This window comes from Embleya sp. NPDC008237, assembly GCF_042956465.1.
Taxonomy (GTDB): Bacteria; Actinomycetota; Actinomycetes; order Streptomycetales; family Streptomycetaceae; genus Embleya.
Genome location: NZ_JBIBGL010000001.1, coordinates 788,356 through 810,496, shown reverse-complemented (window position 1 = coordinate 810,496; position 22,141 = coordinate 788,356). Strand labels below are relative to the sequence as shown.

At 70.3% G+C, this 22,141-nt stretch carries 15 protein-coding genes; 2 read left to right on the top strand and 13 right to left on the bottom strand.

Features of this window, described 5'->3' with window-relative positions:
* The first annotated feature begins 133 nt into the window (after positions 1-133).
* Positions 134-634 (top strand): hypothetical protein, encoded by a 501-nt coding sequence (locus ACFZBU_RS03295; protein ID WP_391581736.1) that lies wholly within the window; start codon positions 134-136, stop codon positions 632-634.
* Positions 635-686: 52 nt separating this feature from the next.
* Here the strand turns inward: ACFZBU_RS03295 and ACFZBU_RS03290 are convergent, their stop codons facing one another.
* The 6 genes from ACFZBU_RS03290 to ACFZBU_RS03265 form a co-directional block, all read right to left on the bottom strand.
* Entirely contained in the window at positions 687-1,313 is a 627-nt protein-coding gene (locus ACFZBU_RS03290) for a class II aldolase/adducin family protein (RefSeq protein WP_391581735.1), read from the bottom strand.
* Between the two features lie 95 nt (positions 1,314-1,408).
* Complete coding sequence (locus ACFZBU_RS03285; protein ID WP_391581734.1) at positions 1,409-3,046, bottom strand: BCCT family transporter; 1,638 nt, start codon at positions 3,044-3,046, stop codon at positions 1,409-1,411.
* 92 nt (positions 3,047-3,138) lie between these two features.
* A complete protein-coding gene (locus ACFZBU_RS03280) occupies positions 3,139-6,216 on the bottom strand; it encodes a hypothetical protein (protein ID WP_391581733.1) in 3,078 nt (1,025 codons plus the stop codon).
* A 254-nt stretch (positions 6,217-6,470) separates the two neighbouring features.
* The gene (locus ACFZBU_RS03275) at positions 6,471-7,466 is read right to left on the bottom strand and encodes an ATP-binding cassette domain-containing protein (protein WP_391581732.1); all 996 of its coding nucleotides are present in this window, start codon (positions 7,464-7,466) and stop codon (positions 6,471-6,473) included.
* Positions 7,463-8,272, bottom strand: coding sequence for an ABC transporter permease (locus tag ACFZBU_RS03270; protein ID WP_391581731.1), 810 nt, complete (start codon positions 8,270-8,272; stop codon positions 7,463-7,465). Before ACFZBU_RS03270 ends, ACFZBU_RS03275 begins: the two co-directional genes overlap by 4 nt.
* Positions 8,265-9,119: an ABC transporter permease gene (locus ACFZBU_RS03265; protein WP_391581730.1), complete on the bottom strand. Its 855-nt coding sequence runs from the start codon at positions 9,117-9,119 to the stop codon at positions 8,265-8,267. The genes ACFZBU_RS03270 and ACFZBU_RS03265 overlap by 8 nt, the downstream gene beginning before the upstream one ends.
* Positions 9,120-9,419: 300 nt before the next feature.
* On the opposite strand from ACFZBU_RS03265, the gene ACFZBU_RS03260 reads away from it, so the two are divergent.
* A complete protein-coding gene (locus tag ACFZBU_RS03260) occupies positions 9,420-10,712 on the top strand; it encodes a TerD family protein (protein WP_391581728.1) in 1,293 nt (430 codons plus the stop codon).
* A 219-nt stretch (positions 10,713-10,931) separates the two neighbouring features.
* On the opposite strand, the gene ACFZBU_RS03255 is transcribed toward ACFZBU_RS03260, so the two are convergent.
* From ACFZBU_RS03255 to ACFZBU_RS03225, 7 genes are all read right to left on the bottom strand, one after another.
* Positions 10,932-11,975, bottom strand: a complete 1,044-nt coding sequence (locus tag ACFZBU_RS03255; RefSeq protein WP_391581727.1) for a hypothetical protein — start codon at positions 11,973-11,975, stop codon at positions 10,932-10,934.
* 213 nt (positions 11,976-12,188) lie between these two features.
* On the bottom strand, positions 12,189-13,124 hold the full coding sequence (gene arcC, locus ACFZBU_RS03250) for a carbamate kinase (RefSeq protein WP_391581726.1): 936 nt from the start codon (positions 13,122-13,124) through the stop codon (positions 12,189-12,191).
* A gap of 152 nt (positions 13,125-13,276) precedes the next feature.
* Entirely contained in the window at positions 13,277-14,278 is a 1,002-nt protein-coding gene (argF, locus tag ACFZBU_RS03245) for an ornithine carbamoyltransferase (protein WP_391581725.1), read from the bottom strand.
* Positions 14,279-14,409: 131 nt separating this feature from the next.
* On the bottom strand, positions 14,410-15,636 hold the full coding sequence (locus ACFZBU_RS03240) for an arginine deiminase (RefSeq protein ID WP_391581724.1): 1,227 nt from the start codon (positions 15,634-15,636) through the stop codon (positions 14,410-14,412).
* Positions 15,637-15,852: 216 nt separating this feature from the next.
* Positions 15,853-17,286 (bottom strand): amino acid permease, encoded by a 1,434-nt coding sequence (locus ACFZBU_RS03235; RefSeq protein WP_391581723.1) that lies wholly within the window; start codon positions 17,284-17,286, stop codon positions 15,853-15,855.
* A gap of 273 nt (positions 17,287-17,559) precedes the next feature.
* Positions 17,560-20,160: a polynucleotide kinase-phosphatase gene (locus ACFZBU_RS03230; RefSeq protein WP_391581722.1), complete on the bottom strand. Its 2,601-nt coding sequence runs from the start codon at positions 20,158-20,160 to the stop codon at positions 17,560-17,562.
* Positions 20,157-22,052: a 3' terminal RNA ribose 2'-O-methyltransferase Hen1 gene (locus ACFZBU_RS03225; RefSeq protein WP_391581721.1), complete on the bottom strand. Its 1,896-nt coding sequence runs from the start codon at positions 22,050-22,052 to the stop codon at positions 20,157-20,159. The genes ACFZBU_RS03230 and ACFZBU_RS03225 overlap by 4 nt, the downstream gene beginning before the upstream one ends.
* Positions 22,053-22,141: the final 89 nt, after the last annotated feature.

The window sequence follows — 22,141 nt, the reverse complement described above, 5'->3', positions numbered from 1 at the left end:
CGAAGGGGCGAAGTGCGGGCGAACGGGCGTGGATTTACCTCGAAAGAGTGCATTGAAGATCGACATGGCCCATCTCGGAACCAGAGTGCGAAACGTTTCGTCGCTGTATATATCGGCTCATTCGGAGGCTGTCATGGCTGTTGTATCCGTCCCCCGTCGCCATCTCGTCCGCTCCGCGCTCGGCGTCGCCGCCGTCGTCGGCATCGCCGCCACCACCGTGTTGTCGGGCACCGCCCAGGCCGCCGGCACCACGTACCTGACCAACATCCGCACCGGGCAACACGCGACTTTCGACCGTGTGGTCCTCGACTTCTCCGCCGGCGTGCCCGCCTACGGCGTCACCGGCACCAGTAGCCTGGAACAGTGCGCCAGCGGGAAGCCGGTCAGCTTCCCGAACAGCGCCGAGTACGTCGAGTTGGACATCGCGAGCGCGGCTCACGACGACAACGGCAACGCGACCTACACCGGCCCGCGCACCGTGGTGACCAACATGCCCTCGCTCACCGGGTACGCGGTCACGTGCGACTTCGAAGGCAAGCTCAAGGTCGGCATCGGCTACAAGAGCAACGTCCAGCAGGTGGTCACGTCGGTTCTGACCAACCCGAGCCGGATCGTGATCGACGTCAAGCGCTGACCGACGGCCGGGCCGGGGTACGCCGCGGCCCGGCCCGTACCGGATCGTCGGTCTACGCCATCCGTTGTTCGACCGCCGCCAGTTCGGCGGCGGTCAGCACGTTCGGCGTACCCACGGCGAGTGAGCGCACGTAGACCTCGCACAGCCATTCCAGGATCCTGGTGCGGTCGTACGCCTCGATCAGGTCCCGCCCCAGGGTCACGCTCCCGTGGTTGGCCAGCAGCGCCCCGCTTCGCCCACCCGCGAGCGCCGCTCGCACCGAGTCCGCCAGCTCTGGGGTGCCATAGGTCGCGTACGGGGCGACCCGCACATCGTGGCCGCCGAGCAGCAGCACGTTGTAGTGGATCGCCGGCAACACCGGCAGGGTCGTCGCCACCACCGCGCCGAACACCGCGTGCGTGTGCACTACGGCCCCGGCGTGCGGGTCGCTCTCGTACAGCGCCAGGTGCATCGGCGTCTCGGAGGACGGCGCCCGCGTGCCCTCCACCACCGTCCCCGACAGGTCCACGACCGCGCACTCCACCGGCGTGATGCGCTCCAGCGGGGCGCCGGAGGGGGTGATCGCGATCAGCCGGCCGCGGCGCACGCTCAGGTTGCCCGAGGCACCGACCACCAGGCCGGACTCGACGATCCGGCGTCCGAACTCGCACAGTTCGCGACGCTCGTCCTCCAACAGCACCGAGGCCTCCCGACCGGGATGCGCCCGGATTCGCCGACACCAGCACGACCGATCGGGCCGACATCGCCCGAACGGATCCAATCAGATCGGCGCGCTCAGATCCCACCGTGGTGTCGGTGGAAGGCCTCCGTCTCGACTTCCTCGCCCTCGTCCCCCACCGCCGTACGCACCGCCTCCGACAATCCGCGCGCCCGCATGCGCCTCGGTCCCGCCGCGACCATCGGGTCGCTGTTCAGGTCCTTCAGCAGGGCCACGCACAGTGCGAGCATCACCAGCACGAACGGCAACGCCACCAGGATGGTCGCCTGTTGCAGCGATTCGAGGCCACCGGCGACCAGGAGTACCGCCGCGACCGCGCCGATCAGAGCGCCCCACCCGACCACCAGCCAACGCGCCGGCTTGAGTGATCCCCGACTGGTCAGCGAACCGAGCACGAGCGAGGCGGAGTCGGCTCCGGTGACGAAGTACAGCGCGACCAGCACCATCGCCACCGTCGCGGTAACGGCGTACAGGGGCAGCGCGTCGAGCATCGCGAACAGGCCGGACTCCGGTCCCTCGGCGACCTTGGCGACCAGGTCGGCCGCGCCGGTCTGTTGCAGGCGCAGCGCGGTTCCGCCCATCACCGCGAACCAGACCGTGCTCGCCGCGCTCGGCACGAGCAGTACGCCGATCACGAATTGACGAACCGTGCGCCCCCGCGAGATGCGTGCGATGAACGTGCCCACGAACGGGGCCCAGGACAGCCACCAGGCCCAGTAGAAGATCGTCCACGTGCCCATCCACGCGTCGCCGCCGAAGGTGCCGGTACGAGTCGCGAGGGTCAGCAGGTCGTTGAGGTAGCTGCCGACCGATGCGGGCAGCACACCGAGCACGTACACCGTCGGCCCGACCACGAACACGAACAGCATGAGCACCAGCGCGAGCAGCACGTTCGCGGTACTGAGCCACTTGACGCCGCGATGGATCCCGCTGAAGGCGGACACCACGAAGGCGGCCGTGAGCGCGATGATGATCACCACGTGCAGCGTCGAGGTGTCCTTGACGTCGGTGGTCAGGTCCAGGCCCTTGCCAACCTGGAGAGCGCCGAGCCCCAGGCTCGTGGCCGAGCCGAACACGGTCGCGAAGATGGCGAGCAGGTCGATCGCCCGCCCGGGCGCGCCGTCCGCGTGCCGGCCCAGAAGCGGTACGAACGCGGCGCTGACCCGGTTTCCGCGACCGCGCCGAAACGTCGCGTAGGCGAGGGCGAGGCCGGCGATCGCGTAGATCGCCCACGGGTGCAGCGTCCAGTGGAACAGTGTCCATTCGAGCGCGGCGCCGGCCGCACGCGGGGTCTGTGGGACGGCGCCCGAGGCCGGCGGCGGAGTGGCGAAGTGCTGGATGGGTTCGGCGACCGCGTAGAACATCAAGCCGATGCCCATGCCGGCGCTGAACATCATCGCGACCCAGGCGCCGGTGCCGAACTCCGGTTCGTCGTCGTCCTTGCCCAACCTGATCCGGCCGTACTTCGACGCGGCGATGAACACTGCGAGCACGACGAAGGCGTCGGCGGCGACGACGAACAGCCAGCCGAAGTTGCGGATGGTCCAGTCGAGTCCGGTCGACGCCGCGGTCTCGAGCGAATCCTTGGCGAAGACGCCCCACAGGACGACGGCGAGTACGGCGGCGAAGCCGATGCCGGCGACGACCGGGTCCACCCGAGGCGCGGCAGCGGCGTCCCGGCTCGATCCGCTCACTGAATCGTCCTTTTCGTCCGGTCACATGCCACACGACATGGTGCGGCCTCGCGGATCGGGAAGTGCGGGGCGCGCCGGGCTGCGCCCCCGCATCACTCCTTTGTCGCAGCCACCCCGGTGGCGCGTGCCGCAGACCGGTACAGCGCCACGATCTGCCGGATCTGCCGGTCGGGGTCCCGGATCCAGTCCCCACTCCACAGGCGGTACACGACCCACCCCCGCTCCTCCAGACGGGCCGGCCGCAACCATTCGCGTTCGCGCACCGACGGCTCCGCACGGTAGGCCGCGCTGCGATCGGTCTCGATCGCAACCACCATCCGCCTCGGCGGACCCGCACCTGCGGGTGCGTTTGCGGGCGCGTCTGCGCCGTCGCCGTGGCAGGCGCCTGCGCCTGCGTGCGTACCCGGGTGGCCCGCGATCGCGACCGCGGTCTCGTCCGAATCCGCGCCTGCGGCGTCGGCCGGGTATCGGCATGCGGTGGCTCGGGCCCGCAAGCCGTCGACGGTGCGTGCGCCTGCGCGTTCGCCCGCACCCGCGGCCGTACCAGGATCCGCCGGAAGCCCCGGCAGCGCGATCACCACGCCCGCCCGCCCCCCGAACTCATGGATCGGTTCGAGACCGGCCGCCCGCAAGCGATCGAGCACATCGGCGTGGAACGCGTCCGGGGCTCCGGTCGCTCCCGCGCCCGCACCGACCCTGCTGCCGCGCGCGCCTGCGCCCGCAGCCGCGATCTCACCCACCACCGCTCCGCGCCCGCCGGTTGCCGCGTGTCGCAGCACCGTTCGCAACAGCCGAGCCCCCGGCGCCCGCAGCCGTGCCGAATCGAGTTCGGCCTCCTCGAACGTGGTCATCACGACCAGTCGCCGGCGTGCCCGTGAGACCGCCGAGGCCACGAGTGCGTCCCCGCCGGGCATGGTGGCCGCACCGAATCGATGGATCAGGCGTCCTTCGGCATCCCGTTTCGCCCCGACGCTGAGGAGCACGGTGTCCCATTCGCCCCCGTGCAGGACCGCCGCCCGCTCCACCGCGAACTCCTCGTCGGCGCGCCCCGTCGACAGTGCGGACCGAATGCGTCGCGCCTGCGACCCACCCAGGGTGACGATCGCAAGGGTTTCCTCGGGATACCGCGCCCGGTACGACCGGGCCGTGGCAACCACTCCCGCCAGGTCGTGGGCGCCGGTCACGATGTGCCGTACCGCCGCCTCCTCGCCCCGCACGCCCGGAAGCCGTGCCGCCGGCAGCACGCCCGGTATTGCAAGGCGTTCATCGAGAGGGCGGTGTATGTATGCGATCCGCACCGGCTCGACGAACCGGCTCACCGACGCGAGTGCAGAGCGCAGGTCGCCTTCGGAGCCGGCATCACCGGGCTCGCCCGGCCCGTCGGGATCACCGAGTCCCGGCCCCGTCGGGTCCCCGAACAACACGACGCGCCCCGCCCGCAACAAAGCCGGGATCACGTCGCGTTCGCTCACGAGCCCGGCATCGTCGATCACCACCAGGTCGAAGTACGCCGTGTCCGGCAATCGCCGAACATCGCGAGGCGACATCACCCTCACGTTTGCGTCCGCCGACACATCCGACGGGCGCCGCCGCGTCCCCGCACCCGGGCCCGGCCCGGCGGCAGCGGCCGCAGTCGCAGCCGCCCGCGTCCGATACCGATGCGCGTGCGCCTGCAGGCCCACCACTGCGCCGGGCTCGCCGCCGGTGCAGGCGTGGGCCAGCGACGTGTACAGGAATCGCTCGTACTCGTCCGCGACCCGCCCCGGCGACACGCCGCGCGCCGTCAGATCCGCCACCAGGGGCCCGAGGCCGGCGGTCGCGAGATCGCGGTACGACCGACAGCGATCCGCGAGGCGCTCCCAGGACGCTCCGTCCGCCGAGATTGATTCGGCCAGCCGATCGAGGCGCGCGCCGATCTCGGGCAGCGAGGTGTCCACCGGCAGGTTCAGGATCGGGAACAACGATGTGGCGTAGCCCGCCAGTGCCTGCCGTTCGCGTTCCGAATCGGCCCACGCCAGGACCATCCCCCGCAGGGACGCCGCTTCCGGCACCCCTCCGGACTGCGCTCGGAAGAGCCCGTGCAGGGTCCGCGCCTCGACCAGGGTGAGCCGCATGGCGGCCCGGTCGGCCGGGAAACGGGTGCGGTCGCGCAGATAGCGGCGCGCCGCGGGTCGGCCGTACCAGCGGGTGGCCGCGAGCAGTTGTCGCATCGAGTACGGCCCCGCGAGGATTTCCGGGTCGACGGCGATCGAGAACTGGCGCAGCCGCTTGACGAGCACCAGGCACGCGGTCCACTCGGCGAGGTCGCGCGGTTCGGGCCGATCGGCGTGCAGCCGCGCCCCGGCCGCGCCGGCTCGGATCTCCCGAAAGCGGGAGCGCAGTTCGGCGATCTCGCCGACGGTGGTCCGGGCCTGCTCGGGTGTGTCGATCCGAACACCGTGCCAGGCCGCATCGCGCAGCCCACCCGCGTGTGCGAACCGTTCGAGTTCGCGACCGAGCCGACCGGCCTCGTCCGGGTCGAGCACGGACGCAGCCTGCCGATCGAGCACCGGCCCGGTCCAGGGCGGCCGTCCGATGAGGTGATCCTGAATCCCGCCCAGGGTCGATCCCCAGGCCCCATACGGCTCGACCATCGAACGCAGATGCCGGTCCAACAACGGCCCGTCCGCATCACCATCCGACCCGGCGCCGAGCCCGTCCCCCGCCCCCACACCCGCACGGGTCGCATCGTCACCGCCCGCACCCGCACCCATACCTGCAAGGCCACTCGTCACCCCGGACCGCGCGAGTTCCGCCCACAACCGCCGCGCCCCGTACCGCTGCCGTGTCACGACCAACACGCGCCCGCCTGCGTCCTGCTCGCGCCGGATCACCATCGCGGCGGTCCTGGTCTTGCCGGTGCCGGCCGCCCCCACCACGACCAGGGCGGGAGGACGGGCAGACGCAGCGGCGAGTACCCGTATCTGGTCCGGGTCGGCGTCGCCCACCCACCCGGCCACCGCCGCATCGGGTTCCGCCGCCCGCAGCGTCGTCGCGGCCCCGGCCAAGGCCGCGACGGCGCCCTCGCGAGCGAGGTACCAGCGATGTCCCGGATCGGCCGGCAATGGAAAACGTCCGGCCGCCCACCGCGACAACGCGGCACCGACGACCTCATCCCGACTGCGCGTCATGTCCCGTCCCCCTCGGGAAGACTCTCTCCCGAGACGCCGCCCTCCCGCAGGGGGCAATCCCTCAAACCGGGTGCCCACCGCGACGCCGGACGCGCGGGTCGTCCACGGCTCGGCGCGGGAGCCCGATCGGATCACGACCGAAGCCCGCAATCCACAACCCGCCGACTACGACCGGCCACCGGCCAACCACCAACGGCTCGATCCCCGGGCCGCCGGCCGGCCCGGGCCACGGCGGCATCAACGATGCCGTCCCCTCATCCCCGGTACAGCCGCGCGACCACCTCCTCGATCGTGGGCTCCCGCACGGACACGTCCCGCAGTCCCCCATCGCGCGCGATCCTGGCGATCAGTTCCCCCGCCGGCACGCCGTCCAAGGCGAAGGTGATCCGTCTGCCGTCCGCCTCGGTCGCCTCGATCGTGATCCCGGGCGTGTGCACGTCCAGCGCACGCGCCTCGTCCAGGTCGACGACCACTCGCCGGCGCGAGCCGTAGCGTGCGTGCAGGGCCTCCAGCGTCCCGTCGTGCACGACCTGCCCGCGGTCGATCACGATCAGCCGCCGGCACAGGTGCTCGATGTCGGCGAGGTCGTGTGTCGTCAGCACGGTCGTCACGTCCCCGCGCGTGCCGATCTCGGCCAGGAAGGCGCGCAGCGACTGCTTGCTCACCACGTCGAGTCCGATCGTCGGCTCGTCCAGGAACAACACGTCCGGGCCGTGCAGGAGCGCGGCCGTGATCTCGCCGCGCATGCGCTGCCCGAGCGAGAGTTGGCGCACGGGCGTGTCCATGAACTCGTCCAGTTCGAGCATCGCCCGACACCGCCGGAGCCGGGCCTGATGCTCGGCGCGCGGCACGGCATAGACGAATCCCAGCAACCGGAACGACTCCCGCAGGGGCAGATCCCACCACAGCTGCGAGCGCTGGCCGAAGACCACCCCGATCCGACGGGCCAGCCGGCGTCGACAGGGCACCGGTTCCAGGCCGCAGACCCGCACGTGTCCGGAGGTAGGCGTCAGGATGCCGGTCATCATTTTGAGCGTGGTCGATTTGCCTGCCCCGTTGGGTCCGATGTAGCCGACCGTCTCGCCTCGCGCGATGCTCAACGCGACGCCGTCCACAGCGGCCACCGTGCGGGATTCCCGGCGGATTCGGCCGACCTTGCGCCGGACGGTGAACTCCTTGCGCAGGTCGCGCACTTCGATCATCGTCTCGGTCTCGGTGCCGATCGTGGTCATGGTCTCGGTCGCGGTCACGATCCCGTACTCCTGTAGTGCCGAATCCCCGTCCGCCATATCAGCAGCGCGATCAGCCACGCGCATGCCGCGACGGCCGGGGAAAGCCAGGCGAGCCAGTCCGGCCCGCCGAGTGGATCCGCGTGCCCCGTCAGGAACAGCGCGGGGTGATATCCGACCAGCGCGAGGCCGACCCCGTAGCCGAACACCCGGCGCAGCAGCCCCGGGTAGATCGTCGCCGGGTAGCGGGCGAACTCCCTGCCGCCGTACGTGAACGCGTTGGCGATCTCGCCGGATTCGACGAACCAGAACGCGACGCAGGCGCCCAATACGAACACCGCGGCGAACAGCGCACAGCCCGCGACCGGGGTCAGTACGAGCATCAGGACGCGGGCCGGCGTCCAATGCAGATCGGCGTACACGAGGACGACCACGAGCAGCACCCACGACTGCGCGACCCGGCCGATTCGGCGCAACGCGAAGTCGGTGGAGAGCAGTTGCGGCAGCACGCGCAAGGGGCGGACCAGGACCGCGTCGAGCATGCCCTTGCGCACGTACAGCGACAGTCGTTCGACGTTGCCGACGATCAGGTCCGCGAGGTCGAAGGCGAACACCGCGAGCGCGGACATCACGAGCACCTCGCGCAGTCCGAACCCGCCCACCGTCGGCGAGACCCGGAACACCACCAGGACCACCGCGGCCTCGACGAGTGTGCTCAGCGCGGAGGACGCGACGTCGACGCAGAATGATGTGCGGTACTGGGTCTGGCTGCGGATCTGGGCCTGCACCAGGCGCACGTACGCCTGGAGCACACTCGGCTCAGCCACCCTGGATCACCAGCTTGTCGGTCGCGGCTCGCTGCACGCGCAGGACGAGGGGCACCAGGATCGCGACCCAGACCAGTTGCAGTACGACACTGCCGATCTGCTGGGCGGGTCCCGGGCGTTCGACCACGACGTCGAGCGGGATCTGGAACAGGCCGGGGAAGGGTGTGCCGAACCACAGCACTGCCTGGGCCCAGTCGGGCAGGAAGCGCAGCGGAAAGAAGGATCCGGCCAGCACGCCGGAGGCCAGCATCCACATGGCGCCCAGGCCGCGATCGTCGAGGAGCCAGAACGCGCCGAGGTTGACGAGATAGCGCAGGGCGAAGCTGAGAATCGTGCCCAGGATCAGCGAGAGCACGAACAGCGGCATCGTGTAGGGGCGTTGTGGGATGTACATGGTGAACATCAGCGCGCCGACGAGCACGGGTACCAGCATTCGGGCGAGCACCGCGTAGGCGGCCCGGCCCAGGTCGGCGGCCAGAAATGCCTCGAACGGGTCGATCGGGCGCAGCAGGTCGCAGGTCACATCACCGCTGCGCACGCGGTCGGCGAGTTCGTTCCAGGACCAGGCGTGTACGACGCTGAGAATGCCCTGCCCGACCCAGACGTAGGTGGCGAGTTGGGCGGCGTCGTAGCCGCCGGGCCGGCGTCCGTCCTCGGCGAGGGCGCGCATCAGGGAGTAGATCATCACACCGAAGACGGTGTTGGTGAACAGGCCGGCGAGGGCGGCCTGCCGGTAGGTGGACCAGCGGCGGAAACCCGCGCCGAAGAGCGCGCCGAAGCGGTACAGCCGGGCTCGCCGGTCCGGCGGGTGGTCGACCCGCGGGGGGCGCGCGAAAGCGAACGTCATGGTGAAATCCCTTTCCCCGGGCAGCGTGCGGCGTCGGCGAGGCCGACGGGACACGCGACTCCGGGCATACCGAAGTGACCTCGGTCGGAGGTGTGGGGATGCTCACTCTTGGTTTCGTTGCGCCGAGCCTGATGCGTGTCGAACGCCGGCCCCGGCCCGCAACACCCCGGGCAAGGCGAGCAAGAGTAGCGGACGAGCGGGTACGTTTCACCCCGGTTTTACTGACCCGTACGAGTGGGCACCTGATTTTTTCGCCGCAAAGGATGAACCGATCAGCCCACTCGTGTGACGATCGTGCGCATGGTGCAGCAGTTGGGCAAGGGACAGAACACGCCGGTGGCCGCAGCGAAGGTGCGCGCGGTCTTCGTCTGGCGACCGGGGCCGAGTACGCCCGGCCTGGACGCGTCGGCGCTGTTGTTGGGTGCGTCGGGTCGCGTCTCGGGCGACGCGGACTTCGTGTTCTACAACCAGCCGACCCATCCCTCCGGCGCGGTTCGCCACGTCGGCAAGGACGAGGGGACGTGGTCGCGGGACGCGCTGGAGATCGATCTGGGGTCGATTCCGGCAAGCGTGGATCGGGTGGTGCTCGCGGCCTCGGCGCACAGCGGCACCTTCGCGGGTATCCGTGACCTGCACCTGTTGGTGAGCGATCCCGGGGCCGAGGTGGACCTGGTCCGGTTCGACATCGCGGATGCGACGGTGGAGACCGCGATGCTCGCGGGCGAGTTGTATCGCCGTGGTGGGGCCTGGAAGTTCCGAGCCATCGGGCAGGGCTACTCGACCGGGCTGGAGGGGCTCGCCACCGACTTCGGCATCTCGGTGACGGCCCCGCCCCCGCCGCCCGCGCCTCCTCGGGTGCAGGCGCCCGCGCCGCCCCCGCCTCCGGCGTCGACCCCACCGCCGGCGCCTCGGCTGAATGTCCGCAAGCCCGAGCCGGCGCGTCCGCCGGCCACCCCGCCGCCGGCGAGCGCACCGGGCAGGCCGCCCGTGCGGTTGAGCAAGGTGACGCTGACCAAGGCCTCACCGATGGTGTCGCTCAGCAAGGAGGGCATCACCGGCAGCCGCATGCGGGTGAACCTGAACTGGGTTCAGGCCGCTCCCGGGCGCGGCATGCTCAAGCGGTTGATGGGGCCGACCGACCTCGACCTGTGCTGCCTGTGGGAGCTGAACGACGGAACCAAGGGCATCGTGCAGGCGCTCGGCAACATGTTCGGTTCGCCGGACAAGCCGCCGTACGTGTTCCTGGACGGCGACGACCGCACCGGCGCGAACACCGCCGGGGAGAACCTGTTCATCAACCTCGACCACAAGAGCAGCTTCAAGCGCCTGCTGATCTTCGCGTTCATCTACAAGGGTGTGACGTTCGACGACGCGCAGGCGGTGGTGACGCTGACCCCGGCGACCGGCCCCGAATTGGAGATCCGGCTCGACGAGACCGGCGGCGCGGCTCGCTCGTGCGCGATCGCGCTCGTCCAGAACCAGGGCGGGGATCTGACCATCCAGCGCGAGGTGCGCTACATCAAGGGGAACCAGCAGAAGGTCGACCAGGCGTACGGCTGGGGCCTGCAGTGGCGAGCGGGCACCAAGGACTGACGAACGCGCCCTGCGCAGGGCCATGACGGGGGTACGAGTGCGGTCGCAGGCGCGGTCGCGCTCGCGACCGCGAACGTGCGCCGGAGGTGGTCGCGGGCGCGTGCCCGGCCGCGGTCGCAAGCGCAGGCGCAGCACGGTTGCGGGCGCATGCGCATGCGCCGACGGTCGCCGGCGCGGGCATGGGCGTCCGCCCCGCGGGCCGCGCGTCGCGCGTCGTCGTCACGCGTCGTCCGGGTGTGTCCCCTCGGGGCGTACTCCGATGCCGGGCAGGTCGACGTAGCCGCCGGACGTCCATGCTCGGGTGCGCAGCCGGCGTACGCCGTCGATGCCCCAGAACGCGAACGCCTCCAGGATCGACTCGGCCGCCGCGACGGCGTGTTCGGCGCCGGGGCGCAGCCACACCTGGCGCCCGTTGCCGGGCACGTTGCCCAGTTCGAGGCGGTCCTGCCCGACGCGGATCTCGGCCGTGTGCGCGGGTTCGGCGACGTCGCCCAGCACCAGCAGGACCGGTTCCACCCAGCCGACCAGCGGCATGTCCACCACCAGCGAGGACAGTACGCGCGGCAGCGCATCGCGGAAGTCCGCCCAGTCGCGTGGGTCCGGCCCGAACGGCAGGAACAGTTCGGTCAGGCTCATGTCGGGGCGGCTGACACACCAGATGTAGGGCAGTTCGGCCAGTGAACCGGCCCGTTCGAAGCCGCGCCGTTCGAACGCCTCGCCGGCGCGCGTGGGGAACAACTCCATGACGAGCGCCTCGTTCGCGTCGTCCCGGGAGAGCCGCAGGGTGGTTCGGCGCGATCGCCAGCGCAGCCACGCGGCGGGCCCGCCCCGCCAGGGCGCCGGGCCCAGGGTCGCGGTCAGTGCCGCGCCGAGCCTGGTGTGCGCGGCGTCCAACTCCCGCCCGCGGTCGCGGACGTAGGGCACGGTGCCCCAGGCGCCGCCGCCGTAGGGGTATTGGCCGGGCACGGACGGGCCCTGGAACCCGGGCATCGGCGGCGGCGGGTCCGCCCGGACCGGCAACGGAGCGGTGAAGCGTATGCACGGGGCGCCGTCGGTGCGCTCGCCGGAATCCCCCCGGCACAGCAGTCCGGGTATGCCGGTCTCGATGGCCACATACCCGTCCTCGTCCCGGCGAGTCTCCCAGCCGAGCCGCCCGGCGCTCTCCTGCAGGGCTTCGACGGACCAGTCCCCCCACTCGGCGCCGCGGGCGGCGAGCAGCGTTCGGGCGAGTGTGTCGGCGGCAGGCATCACGGAGACGGCCATGCTCGACATGGTCACAGGACACGGGCCGATCGGACCAGACCCTTTGCCGATCCGCGCTCGAAAAGATCGTCGACGAATGTGCGCCCGCAGGTGCGTCCGCCACGATCCGCATCGCCCCCACACCGGTCGACCGGCGCCCGCGACCGAGGACCGCACCCGAGGACCCGCATCCGCAGACCGCACTCGCGGCCCCGTGTGTCGCCCGGTCGTCCCCTACAACAGGCTGGTCTCCGGATACTTGCCGCTCGGCGTGACGATCGTGCCGGCGTTGCCCCGCAGGATCTCGGCGGCCTGGTCGAGCGCGCCGATCGCGGCCATGTCGCCGGTCATCTCGACGAATCGGCAGATCGCGTCGACCTTGGGGCCCATCGAACCGGCCGGGAAGTCACCGGCGCGCAGTTGCATGGGGGTGGCGTTGGTGATCTCCTGCGCGTCGGGTTGTCCGAATCCGCGCACCACGCGGGGGACGTCCGTGAGCAGCATCAACACGTCCGCGTCCAGGGCCTCGGCCAGCAGCGCCGCGGTCAGGTCCTTGTCCACCACGGCCTCGACGCCGGTGAGTTGGCCGAGTTCGTTGCGGACCACCGGTACACCTCCGCCGCCCGCGCACACCGCGACGGCCCCGGAGGCGAGCAGTTGCCGAATCAGACGGGTCTCCACCACGCGGGCGGGTTTGGGCGAGGGCACCACCCGGCGCCACCACTTGCCGTCCGGCTTGACGATCCAACCGCGCTCCTCGGCCAGCCGCTTGGCCTCGTCCTCCTCGTAGACCGGCCCGACGAACTTGGTCGGGTTCTGGAATGCGGGGTCGGCGGTGGAGACCAGGGTCTGGTTGATCAGTGAGCACACCTGCCGGCCCGGCAGCGCGTTTTGCAGCGACTGGAGCAGCCAGTAGCCGATCATGCCCTGCGTCATCGCGCCCAACACGTCGAACGGGTAGGGCTGGCTGAGCGACTGGTCGGCGGCGGACTGGAGGGCGAGCACGCCGACCTGGGGGCCGTTGCCGTGGGTGACCACGAGTTCGTGTTCGCGGGCCAGCGGGGCCAACGATTTGACCGCTTTTTGGATGTTGTGCAGTTGGATGTCGGCGTCGGGCTTGTCCCCGCGCTGAAGCATCGCATTTCCGCCGAGGGCGACGACGACGCGCATGGTGGATCCCTTCGGTCCGGGCGGCGATCCGAACGACCGGCGGCCGATCACAACGTCGCGGCAGATCAGGATGAATGGGGTGTTCCGTAACCACGAGCGGCCCGGGTACCGGTGGTCCGGTGCCCGGGCCGCGCCGGTCCTCGTACCGTGCTCTAGTCGCCGAGCGTGGCGACCATGACCGCCTTGATCGTGTGCAGGCGGTTCTCGGCCTCGTCGAAGACGATCGAGAAGTGCGATTCGAAGACCTCGTCGGTGACTTCGAGCGCCTCCATGCCGGTCTTCTCGAAGATGTCCTGCCCCACCTTGGTGTTGCGGTCGTGGAAGGCCGGGAGACAGTGCATGAACTTGACCTTGGGGTTGCCGGTCGCCTTCACCACGTCCATGTTGACCTGGTACGCCTTGAGTTGCGCGATCCGGGTGTCCCAGACCTCCTTGGGCTCGCCCATGGACACCCACACGTCGGTGTAGAGGAAGTCCACGCCCTTGACGCCCTGTGCGACATCGACGGTGTGGGTGATCCGGGCGCCGGTCGCGACCGCGATCTCCTTGGCCTTGTCGACGATCTCCGGGTCGTTCCACAGCTCCTCGGGCGCGACCATGCGCACGTCCATGCCCAGCATCGCAGCGGTGATCAGCAGCGAGTTGCCCATGTTGTTGCGGGCGTCGCCCAGGTAGGCGAACGAGACCTGGTGCAGCGGCTTGTCGGAGTGTTCACGCATGGTGAGCATGTCCGCGAGCATCTGGGTGGGGTGCCACTCGTCGGTCAGCCCGTTCCACACCGGCACACCCGCGTACTTGCCGAGTTCCTCGACGTACTCCTGCTTGCTGCCGCGGTACTCGATGCCGTCGTACATCCGTCCGAGCACGCGCGCGGTGTCCTTCATCGACTCCTTGTGCCCGATCTGCGAGCCGCCCGGGTCGAGGTAGGTCACGCCCGCGCCCTGGTCGTACGCGGCGACCTCGAACGCGCACCGGGTGCGGGTGGAGGTCTTTTCGAAGATCAGCGCGATGTTCTTGCCGACGAGGCGCTTTTGCTCGATGCCCGCGTACTTGGCGGCCTTCAGATCCGCGGCGAGGTCGAGCAGGTGATTGAACTCCTTGGGGGTGAAGTCCAATTCCTTGAGGAAGTTGCGGTGACGCAGATTGAAGGCCATGGCTCCAGGCTTCTCTTCGGACGGGATCGAAAAGTCGACGAAACAATCGGGTGAGACGTCGCACGACGAATCACACAACGCATCGGTCGCAGACTCGGACGAGGGGTCACCCGAATCGGCAAACCGCCAGGTTAGACGGCCTCGCGCTCCACCGGACAGCTCATGCAGCGCGGTCCGCCACGGCCCCGGCCGAGTTCGCTGCCGCGGATGGTGACCACCTCGATGCCGTTCTTGCGCAGGTAGGTGTTCGTGGTCACGTTGCGCTCGTAGGCGAACACCACGCCGGGCTCCACCGCCAGCACGTTGCAGCCGTCGTCCCACTGCTCGCGTTCGGCCGAGCGCACGTCCTGGGTCGCGGTCAGGACGCGGATGTCGGACAGATCCAGCGCGCCCGCGATCGCCTTGTGCATGTCGTGGGCCGGGTGGTCGGTGACCTTGAGCTCCTTCTCGTGCTCTCCCGGCTCGATCGTGTACGAGGGCAGCATGCCCATGCCCGCGTACTTGGTGAACGTCTCGCCGTCGAGCATCGTCATCACCGTGTCGAGGTGCATGAAGGCGCGCTTCTTCGGCATGTTCAGCGCGACAACCTTCGTCGCGGAACCGTGCTTGAACAGCGCGCGGGCCAGCGCCTCGACACCCTGCGGGGTGGTCCGCTCGCTCATCCCGACCAGGACGGCGCCGTTGCCGATGACCAGGACGTCGCCCCCCTCCATCGTCGCCGGGAAGCTGCTCTGGCCCGGGTTCCATACGTTGAAGTCGCCCTTGGCGAAGTTCGGGTGGTAGTTGTAGATCGCCTCGAAGTGCACGGTCTCGCGCCGGCGGGCGGGCATCATCATCGCGTTCACCGCGACGCCGTCGTAGACCCAGCACGAGGTGTCCCGGGTGAAGATGTGGTTGGGCAGCGGCTTGAGCACGAAGTCGTCCACGTCCATGGTGTGGAACGCGACGCTGTGCGGCTCCTGCATGTATTCGAGCACTTCGCGCTTGGTGATGCCGCCGACCAGGTAGCGGACCAGCTCATTGGCGTCGAAGCCCTCGAACAGGCCGCGCAGTTCGTCCACCGCCAGCAGGCCGAACTCGCGCTCGTCGAAGACCCGGTCCAGGACCATCTTCTTGGCGGCCGGCTCGCCGGCGAGCGTCTCGCGCAGCAGATCGGTGAACAGGTGCACGCGAATGCCGCGATCACGCAGCGCGTCCGCGAAGCCGTCGTGCTCCTCGCGGGCCCGCTTGACCCACAACACGTCGTCGAACAGGAGCTCGTCCTTGTTCGTCGGGGTCAGCCGCTTCATCTCCAGATCCGGGCGGTGCAGGATCACCTGCTTGAGGCGACCGGTCTCCGACTCGACGTGGAACCCCATGGAATGGTCCTCCTGACCGTTGCGAACTGCGATGTGCTTTTCCGGCCATCGGGACCGGGTCTGGTTTCGGTGGTGGCATTGTCGAATCCGTAGCGGTGGTGCTTCTCGGCTCCCGCCCGGTTCCGCTGCCGCTGCCGTTTCCGTTCTTCTGCTTCCGTCTGCGGATGGTGTTTCCGGTGCCGCGGGGTACGAGGCGCGCCGCGAGCGCACGCCGGGCTACTCACGCGTGTCCACGGCGATGTCCTCCTCGGCCGCGACGTGGCCGGCCTCCTTCCCGCCGGGGCCGTATTCGCCGCGCGAGGCCTTGACCCAGATGTAGACCGGGATGCCGAGCAGCAGCATGATCAGGCTCTTGAGCACCGCGTCCGAGCCCGCGCCGTAGACCATCCACAGGGTGAACAGGAAGCCCACGCCGGCGATGGTGAGGTCCTTGCCGAGTGCCGCGCGGCTGACCGGGCGCTCGCGGGTGACCAGCCAGAACAACTGCGCCGACGCGGAGAACAGGTAGGGGATCACGGTGGTGACGGTGGCCAACAGCAGGATCGTCTCGAAGGCGTCCTCGGAGAACAGGTAGTTCACCGCGACCACGACCGAGGTCAAGGCCGTGGCGACCAGAATGCCGAAGGCGGGCACGCCCGCCCGATTGACCGAGGCGAACGGTCGCGGGAACATGCCGTCCTTGGCCGCCGCGTAGGGCATCTCCGCGCACAACATGGTCCAGCCGTTGAGCGCGCCGATGCCCGAGACGATTGCCATCGCGGCCATGATGCCGCCCCAGAGGCCGCCGCCGAACATGTTGTTCAGCGCGTCGGAGAACGGGGCGGAGGAGTCGACGAGTTCGGCGTGCGGGACATTGCCCATCACCGCGATCGTGCTGAGCATGTACACCGCGGCGCAGGCGAGCGTGCCGTAGATCGAGGCCCTGCCGATGTTGCGTTCGGGGTCCTTGACCTTCTCGGCGGCCACCGATGCGGCCTCGATACCCGAGTAGGCGAACACCACCAGTGCCGCGGACACCTGTAGGGCGCCGAGGAAGCTCTTGCCGCTCGCGTTGAACTCGCCGAAGTTGCCGCTCTTGACGAAGAACAGGCCGACGATGGCCACGAACATCAGCGGAACGAACTTGAGCACGGTGGTCACGACCTGGAACAGGCCCATGTTCTTGACCCCGGACAGGTTGATCAGGGCCGGGATCCACAGGCCGACCAGGGCGATCGCGATCTTCCCCGGCTCGGAGTCCCAGTGCAGGAAGTAGTTCACGTAGCCGACCCAGGCCACCGCGATGCCGGCGTTGCCGGCCCAGGCGGTGATCCAGAACGACCACGCGTTCAGGAAGCCGGGGAATTCGCCGAAGGCCTGGCGGGCGTAGGCGTAGGGGCCACCGGCTGCCGGGATGCGTGCGCCCAACCTGCCGAAGATCGCCGCGATCGCCAGGGCGCCGACGGTGACCAGGCCGAAGGCGAGGATGCTGATCGTGCCGTACTTGGCGAGGGTGGCCGGCAAGAGGAAGATCCCGGTGCCCACGACGCCGCCGACCACGAGCGCGGTCGCCTGCGGGAGGCCGAGGGTGCCTCGCGAGACGTCGCCCGTCGCGGGTTCCGCCGCGAGCGACGCCGCCGGCGGGGCCTGGGGATCCACCGCGTGGCTCATCGCTGCTCCTCCGTGTGTCGAGGGGGCCCGGCACCGCGGATCGGCTCCGTTTTCCACCACATGGGGATCCTGCACCCGGGACCGGGCGCGAACCTCCGACACAGGTCACGACCTGCGACGACGCTCGGACCGATCGGCGCAGGACCTTCGACCCGCTTCGATCGGCACACGGCACTGAAACGACATACCCGAAAGTTTCCGGCAATCACCCGCGCAAGGGCGGTATCCGCGCCGGCACGGATACCGCCCTTGCTGCGAACAGGTGACGCGGTCTCAGAGCCTGGGGTCCACCGGCTCCGATTCCAGTGCCAGGACGGCGAAAACCGCCTCGTGCACGCGCCACAGCGCCTCGCCGGCCGCCAACCTGTCCAGCGCCTCGGCGCCCAGCGCATGCTCACGCAGCGCCATCGAGCGCTTGTGGCCCAGACCACGATTGCGCAACCGCTCCAGGTTCACCGGTTCGGTGTAGTCGGCGCCGTAGATGATCCGCAGGTATTCCGGGCCCCGGCACTTGACCCCCGGTTGCACCCGACGGTTCGTCGCCCGTGCGGCTTCGCCCGCGAGCGGCTTGACCACCATGCCCTCGCCGCCGGCGGCGGTCAGCTCGGTCCACCACTCGACGCCGGCCGTGACCTGCTCGTCGTCGGTGACGTCCACGATCAGCCGGCCGGTCGGCGCGAGCAGCCCCGACGGGTCGGCCGCCACCAGTCGGTCGGCGAGCGCGAGATGCCATGCGTGGTCCCGGCCCAGGTAGGACCCGCCGCGCCCGGCGAGCACCTGGAACGGTGCGAAGCGCAGTCCCTCCAGGCCGTCCGTCTCCCAGCAGTACCGGCCGTACGCGTCGACGAAGGCGTGTGCGTTGACCTCGCGGCCCCTGATCCGGTCGGCCAACTCGCCGACGTCGATCCCGCGTTCGAGTGCACGCGCCAGCGCGGCGCCGGCGACCGGCAGCGCGGAGGTCGCAGCCGCACCCACCGAGGCGTACTGCTGCCGCAGCAGCTCCTGCGCCTTGGCCGACCACGGCATCAACTCGGCGTCGAACAGCAACCAGTCGGTGTCCAGCTCCGCCCACAGTCCCGCGGCCTCGATCGCTCCGCGCAGCCGGTCCAGGAAGCCGTCGGTGGTGGCCCGATCGGGGAAGAAGCCGCGCCCGGTGCGCGTCCACACCGCGCCTGCGCCCATCCCCTCGTCCACCCCGAACGCCTCGCGCGCGGCGGCCTCGTCCCGGCACACCAGGGCGACCGCCCGCGAGCCCATGTGCTTCTCCTCGCAGATCACCTTGGCGACCCCGTCCGCCCGGAACTGCGCAAACGCCTGCGCCGGATGTTCGAGCAGCCCCGGCAGCGTGCTGGTCGCGCACGGCGCCATCGTCGGCGGCAGGTAGACCAGCCAGCGCGGGTCGATGGCGAACCGGCTCATCACCTCCAGCGCTGCCGCCGCGTTCTCCTGGCGTACCGTCACCATGCCCGCGCCGGCCGTCTCGACATGCCGGCGACCGACCCCGCCGGGGCTCAGGTCGAGCACGTCGCCCAGGTCGAGGGTGCGCCCGTCGCGACCACCCGGGGCCTGCGAGGCCATCGGTCGCATCGGCTCGTACCAGACCTGTTCGGCCCGCACCGCGACCAGTTCGCGCTCGGGCCAGCGCAGCGCCGTCAGGTCGCCGCCGAACACCGCGCCGGTGTCCAGGCAGATCGTGTTGTTCACCCACACGGCGCGCGGCGTGGGCGTGTGGCCGTAGACCACGGTCGCCTTGCCCCGGTACTCGTCGGCCCACGGGTAGCGCACCGGCAGGCCGTACTCGTCGGTCTCGCCGGTGGTGTCGCCGTACAGCGCAAAACTGCGCACTCGCCCGGACATCCGACCGTGGTACTTCTCCGGCAGCCCCGCGTGGCACACCACGAGCCTGCCCTCGTCGAGCAGGTAGTGGCTGACCAGGGACTCGCAGAAGTCGACCACCTCCCTGCGGAACTCCTCGCTTTCCGCCGCCAGTTGTTCGAGCGACTCGGCGAGTCCGTGGGTGGCCTTGACCTGTCGGCCCTTGAGCGCGCGCACCAGCTTGTTCTCGTGGTTGCCCGGTACGCACAGCGCGTGCCCCGCGCCGACCATGCCCATCACCAGGCGCAGCACGCCCGGGGTGTCCGGTCCGCGGTCGACCAGGTCGCCGACGAACACGGCGGTCCGGCCCTCGGGGTGTGCGGCGTCGACCGGCCGCCCCGCCTCGTCGCGGGTGATTCCGTAGCCGAGTTCGACCAGCAGTGATTCCAACTCGGCGCGGCAGCCGTGGATGTCGCCGATCACGTCGAACGGGCCGGTCAGGTGCCGCAGGTCGTTGTATCGGCGCTCGTGCACGATCTCGGCGCGTGCCACCTCGTCCACGCCGGAGAGTACGTGCACCTTGCGAAAGCCCTCGCGTTGCAGACCGCGCAACGATCGGCGCAGATCCCGGTGCTGACGCTGGATCACGTGCGGGGGCAGGTGCATCCGGTCCGGGCGTGCGGAGTTGCGCGCCTGGCACTCGGCCTCGGGGATGTCCAGCACGATCGCGACCGGAAACACGTCGTGGTCGCGGGCGACCTTGACCAGTTGCGCGCGGGCCTCGCGCTGCACGTTGGTCGCGTCCACCACGGTCAGCCGGCCGGATGCCAGGCGCATCCGGGCGACATGGTGGAGCAGTTCGAACGCGTCGCCGGAGGCGGACTGGTCATTCTCGTCGTCGGCGACCAGTCCGCGGAAGTAGTCGGAGGACAGCACCTGGGTGGGCTTGAAGTGGGTTTGGGCGAAGGTCGACTTGCCCGCCCCGGTGGTACCGATCAGGACCACCAGGCACAGGTCGGGCATGGTCAATGCACGGCGGGTGCTCGCGTCGTGGGTCATGCCGTTGCTCCGGTGCCTTCGTCGTCGGCGGTGGGGATGGTTGCGGAAGCGAATGTGTCGCGGGCGGGCGGGATGCCGGCGTCGTGGGTCTCGGTACGGGTGAACACGACCATCTGGGTCGAGGGGCCGACCTCGGGGTCGACCTCGCCGACCGGTTCGAATCGGGTCGCGTAGCCGTACTTGGCCGCCGCCTGTTCGGCCCACGCGCGGAACGTGGCGCGGTCCCACTCGAAGCGGTGGTCACCGTGCCGCATGGCGCCGGCCGCGAGGCCTTCGCCGCCCACTTCCTCGGAGGCGTAGCGGACGTTGTACTCGACGTTGGGTGTGGTGACCACGACGGTCGCCGGTCGGGCCGAGCCGAGGACGGCGTATTCGAGGGCGGGCAGGCGTGGTTCGTCCAGGTGCTCGATCACTTCGCACAGCACGGCCGCGTCGTAGCCGACGAGCCGCTGGTCGGTGTAGGTCAGTGCCCCCTGGATCAGCCGCACCCGATCGCGCTGCCGCTCCGACATCCGCGCGAGCTTGAGCTTGCGCTCGGCGATGGTGAGCGCGCGGGTGGACACGTCGACGCCGACGATCTCGCGAAAACGCGGCTCCCGAAGCAGCGCCCCGATCAACTTGCCGTCGCCACAGCCCAGGTCGAGCACGCGCTCGGCCCCGGCCGCCCGCAGGGCCGCCAGGATCGCGTCCCGCCGCTGCCTGGCGAGGGTCGGCGGCCGCTCGTCCGCACCCGCACCCGCACCCGCGATCGCCCCGTCGCCGGTCGCCGGCGCGGTCGCAAGGACCGCGGTCACAGGCACAGCGCCGTCGACCGCGCTCGCAGCCGCAGGCGCGGGCGCAGGTCCCCCAGTCGCCGGCGCACCCGCAGTCCCGCCGGTCGCAGGCGCAGGCGCGGACGACAGACCTTCGGTCGCCACCGCTCCCACCGCATGCGTCGGCGCCACACCCGCAGGCGCAGCCGCACGCGCAGGCGCGCCCGCAGCCGCAGGCGTCACATCCGCACCTGCGTCCGCACCCACCGGCGTCACGCCTGCGCCTGCGCCCGCACGTGCGCCCGCGACCGCACTCGCGTCTTCGTCCGTCTCCGCGTCCTCGCCGCCGTCGTCCGGTATCGCGTTGTCGAGGTGCTCCGGGGCGGTCTCGTCGATCTCGGCGAGGCGCTCCATCGCGCTGCGGGTGAGGGTGGGGCGACGCGAGAGGTAGCGGCTCGCGATCAGGTCGCGATCCGGGTGCGCGGACAGCCAGCCCTCGCCGGCGCGGAGCAGCTTGTCCACCTCGTCGGGCGCGACCCAGTAGTGCTTCGCGTTGTCCAGGACCGGGAGCAGCACGTACAGCTGCCGCAGCGCGTCCGCGAGCGGCATCGTGCCGGTCAACGCGAGCCGTACGTAGCGCGATTCACCCCACGCCGGGAAGCGCGGGTCCAGCGGAATCGGCTCGATCGTCACCTGCCATCCCAGCGGCTCGAACAGCCGCCGGACCATCTCCTCGCCACCGCGCGCGGGCAGCGCGGGCACCTCGATCTCCAACGGCATCGGCAGCGCGGGAAGTTCGGGGCGCGCATCGCAGCGGCCCTGCATCGCAGTGCGAAAGACCGTGCCGAGCGCGACCGCGAGCAGCGACGACGCGGCGTAGGGCCGGTCGTTGACGTACTGCGCGAGCGCCAGGTCGGGCGAGCCCTTGGCACCCTTGCCCCGCTTGACCCCGCGCGTGAGCGCGATCGGGTCGACGTCGAGCAGGAGTGCCGCGGTGCAGCGCGCGTCGTCCGCCTCGGGGTAGAAGACGTGTGCCTCGCCGTAGGTCGTGGAGAACCGCTGCGCCTTCCCGGGATGCTTGTGCAGCAGGAAGCCGAGGTCGGTGGCGGGCTGATGAGTGGTTGCGATGGTCAGGAACACCAGGCCGATTATGTGCCAGGCACACGGTCGCCGACGATCGCTTTTCACCGACGTGCGCCCGCCGGCACGCCCTCCGACGCCTCCTCCGG